Source organism: Planctomycetia bacterium (genome assembly GCA_034440135.1).
Classification (GTDB): Bacteria; Planctomycetota; Planctomycetia; order Pirellulales; family JALHLM01; genus JALHLM01.
On the sequence record JAWXBP010000348.1, the window covers coordinates 1 to 4125 of the forward strand.

Sequence of the window (4125 nt, forward strand, 5' to 3'; positions counted from 1 at the left end):
GCGGTCAAGGCCGCCAAGGCGGACGATGCGGCGGCCACGGCCGGAAAGATCTCGGCCGGCTCCGCGCGGGCCGCCAACGCCGTCGGCGACACGCTTCGCGCCGGCAAGGGGATGGCACAGAGCGGCCTCAGGAAAGCCACGGACAAGGTGCTCGACGCCGGTCGCGCGATGGGCTTCCGCGTGCCGGCCACCGCCTGCAACGTCCCGATCTTCAACAAACTCGCCAACGCCTGCTTCGTGCCGGGGACGTTGGTGATCGTTTGCGGCGAGACCGCCTGGGATGTGCTGGCGGCGGAGCAAGCGGTGTCGGTTCCACCAGTGGTGATCGCTGCGGATCAGGAGGACGAGGATGAAACCGGCGCGACAATCGCTGGGCTCGCCGGTCTGTCTCCCGCGGAACTCGGCGCGGCGGCCGTGGTTGCGATCGGTTTGGCGGCGTCTGGCGTCGCGAAACGTCGTCGTCGCCGGATGGAACGGGCGCTCGGATGTGATAAACTCTTGAGCGACGCGCAGGACGAAGAACTCGCGCCGGAGGCCGACATGGACGAGCTTCTGTTGATCGAACAAGCCGCGGCGATCGCCGACGCGTTGCGCGATCGCGAGCTGGCGGCGCGCTCCGAAGCGTTGCAACGACTCGTGGAAGAATCGCCAGTTACTGCGCAGTCACCGTCGATTGCACGCCGCTCGGCACATCGACCGAACCCGGCCGCGCGAATTGTCGTCGCCGGCAGCAGGTTTGAATCAGCCGTTGCGCGCGGTGAGCAGCGCGCGACACGACAACATGAGGCGCATCAGCGCGGCCATCGTGCCGCCGCGGTTTTATCTAACCCCACGGCGTTGGTCGCCTGGTGCTTGTTAGCGATCGTCACGTGGTGGGCGCTGCCGAAGAACTGGAGCGAACTGGCAGTCGACGCCGAACGCGGCACGCGGACCGCCAGAGTATCCTCGCCAGAGGCCGGCGCGCTGCATGTAACTCCTGTCGCTGCGACGCCGCAACGGGCTCGCGACGCATTGCGACAGCGCGCGTTGACCGACCCGCTTTCCGTCCAGGCGTACAAGCCGATTGAGGAGATTCGTCCGGGCGACCTCGTGCTCGCCCGCGACGACGAGGGCGAGACGCTAGTCGCCCGAACAGTGACGCAACGATTCGAACGGCGGAGCGACCACCTCCGCACCGTGACCTATCTCGCCGCAGACGGCGAAGAACGTGCGCTGGAAACCACCGACGAACATCCATTCTGGGTCCACGATCGCGGCTGGACGCCGGCGAAGAACCTGTCGCCGGGGGACGAGTTCCAGCAATCGAACGGCGAAACCGCGATCCTGATTGAGACCGAGTTCGACGCGAAACTCGCCGGCGTTGCCGTCTACAACTTCGAAGTCGCCGGCGCCCACAACTACTTCGTCGCGGATCCCAACACAATCCGCGGCCCGCCGGGCCTGGCGTCCATCGACGCCACGCTGGCCGAAATCGGCCTCGGCGACGCAGTGCTGGTGCATGATACGTGTCGCCCGGGATGGAATGCGGTCAACGAATCCATGTCCGCGCGCTCTCGCCTATATCAGGCGCAGATCACAGGCAAGGCGGGAATGGCCTACGTCGTGAAGGGCGTGAAGTTCGACGGCGTGCGACGCGGCGTACTGCTCGAGGCGAAGGGCCTGGGATATAGGAATTTCATCAAGGACGGGGAATTTCGGAGTTGGTTCACGAGCGGTAGGAATGCTCTGCTTAACCAGGCGCAGAATCAGATCAGGGCGGCGGGTGGAAAACGAATCGAATGGCATGTCGCGGAACAGGAGTTTGCCGATGTCTTACGAAAGACGTTTTCGGACAACGGCATCGGCATCGGCATTGTGTTTACGCCGTTTTCGCGATGACTCGCTATGAAAGTTCTTAAATTCCAAGCACACGGACTATGGGGGCCACGCCAGGAGTCACTGGAGGCTTGTGCCGGACGTCTGCACCGCTATTTCGAAGCTTTGTGCGCGTCGACACCGCGTTTTCGGCGCTGGTTCGGCGGCGCGCGATCGAAAAGAAAAGCGCTCGATCGCGCGACCGACGTTCACAGTATTGAAACGTTGACTAAACTGTTGCAGAGCGGGCGCAACCGCACGGACATTGGTCGAAAGGTGATTGAGGATCTCGGCTTCGGAGTTGGGCTATGGAACGGCGCGACCAAATATGAGGACGAGGCAGCCGTGAGCGTCCACTGCGGTGCCTATTGTAAGGTGCCCGGTTTGCCTTGGCCAAACAGTGTTTCAATTGGCTTTCCAGTTGTACTGAGTGAACTAGGGGATTGGCAGCGTAGCGCCGCAATCCTGGAATTCACTGCAAAGTTGTGGGAACCTGACTTCGTGACAGTATTTTCAAATCAGGCACAGAGCTCACGCCCGTTTGCATATCCCTTTGTCGACTGGATGTTCTACCTTCCCGATCGAAAATACGATCTCCCGAATTCGATTCCCGCGGCGCATGTAGAGCGATTGGACGATCTAGGCACAATCATCGTCGTCCAAGAAGAACCTCCCGATCCCGCGAATCCAGAGCACACGCGAAACATTGAACGAGTGCGCGATGCTCTGGGGCTTTAACGCCCTTCAACAAACTCGCCAACGCCTGCTTCGTGCCGGGGACGTTGGTGATTGTGGCGGGCGAAACGATCGACGAAGTCAATGGCGAAGGGACGCCGCTGCTGGTCGACGGCGACCCGTCGACGGAATCGATCGAACCGAAGCTGTTGACATCCGAACTGGCCCCGGCGCTGGCCCTCGTCGCCGCGGGCGCGATGCTGGTGCGCGGCGCCGGCGAACGGGAGCGCCGCAAGCCGGCGCTTCGCACACCGCGCCGTCCGCGGCGCGGGCGGCCGTTGCCGCGGGAGATTGACCACTTGCACGGGGTGTTGCGCGAGGACGAGCTGGCTCCGGAGGTGGAGATGCATCACGAAGAAGCCTGTGACTTGTTGTTCGATCAGGCGCTCGCCGCGTGGTCCGAGCGGGACGCCAACGCGGACGCCCGGGACTCCGCCCTCCGCGCGCTGCGTGAGGAACTGCCGCCGTTGCCGGACGTAGGCCGCACGACGCGCTGCGCCGCTACTCCGCCGCCGACCACTGCGCCGCCCGCGCAGCGCCGACGTCCGGAATGCAAACCGCTGCGCAACGCATCGCCGTACCACGCAGCCGACGGCCAGGCGCTCGACGACGATCAAGACCATCGCGCCGCCGTCGCCGCGTTCGCGACCAACCGCCGCTCAAAGCGACTCGCCGCCATCGGCGTCGCCCTGGCCATCCTGTTCTGCTGGTTCGGACTCCCGGCGATTCGCAATGCGGGGTCGCCAACTTCTGCGACGCCAAATACCGCCTCAGCAGCCGCGACCTCGCGCGGCGAGCTTCGGCAAGTCTCGCACACGACCGGTGCGCCAGCGAAGCGCATCGAAGACATCCAACTCGGCGACCGCGTGGCGGCAAGCAATCCGCATCGCGAGGAAGTGGAACTCGTCGAGCCGGACGAGGAGACGTGGCGCGAGGTACGGCTGCGGCTCAAGAAAGACGACGGCGGGCTGCATTGGATCAATCTGCTGCGGCCCGCTGAGTGGCTGGAAATCCAGGAAGCCCAAGTCGGCGGCGAGATTTTCCTCGACCTGCCGGAGATGGGTGCCGTTGGCGACGCCGAAGTGCTGGAAGTTCTGCCGTGTCCAAAGATTGACTATGGCCACGGCGCCGTCGTGACGGGGCAGTTCCGCCATGAAGTGGTTGGCGGCGAAATCGTCGAGCTTCGCCTCGACGGCCAGGCAACCGCCACGCGCGTCACGTCGAACCATCCGTATTGGTCGACCGATCGCGACGACTTTATCCCCGCTGGTGAACTCAAAACCGGCGAGCGACTCGACACGTTGGACGGCGATGCAAGCATCGCGTCGGTGACGCGTGTCCCGTACAGCGGACTGCTGTACAATCTGGAGACGACCGAGCATGTGTACCGAGTGGCCGAGTCTGGCACGCTGGTGCACAATACATGCGGCGTCGGCGCTTACTCCAAAGTCGGCGGGCACCACATTCATGCGAAGGCTGCATTTCCAGGGACAAGGTATTCCATTGGTCGCGGGCTCGCGATCAGCCAAAATGAAA

The 4125-nt window shown here is 63.6% G+C and carries 3 protein-coding genes; all 3 read left to right on the forward strand.

The genetic code is table 11. From position 1 onward, the window contains the following. Nucleotides 1–1878 (forward strand): polymorphic toxin-type HINT domain-containing protein (locus tag SGJ19_20840; protein ID MDZ4782701.1); only part of this gene is annotated, 1878 nt, incomplete at its 5' end. A gap of 6 nt (nt 1879–1884) precedes the next feature. Then, nucleotides 1885–2592: an Imm52 family immunity protein gene (locus SGJ19_20845; GenBank protein MDZ4782702.1), complete on the forward strand. Its 708-nt coding sequence runs from the start codon at nt 1885–1887 to the stop codon at nt 2590–2592. A gap of 32 nt (nt 2593–2624) precedes the next feature. Beyond that, nucleotides 2625–4125: hypothetical protein (locus SGJ19_20850; GenBank protein MDZ4782703.1), on the forward strand; the 1501-nt coding region annotated here is incomplete at its 3' end.

What these genes read in the sequence shown, in the direction of transcription:
- SGJ19_20845 (MDZ4782702.1), top strand. Translation starts at nt 1,885, where the DNA reads ATGAAAGTTCTTAAATTCCAAGCACACGGACTATGGGGGCCACGCCAG.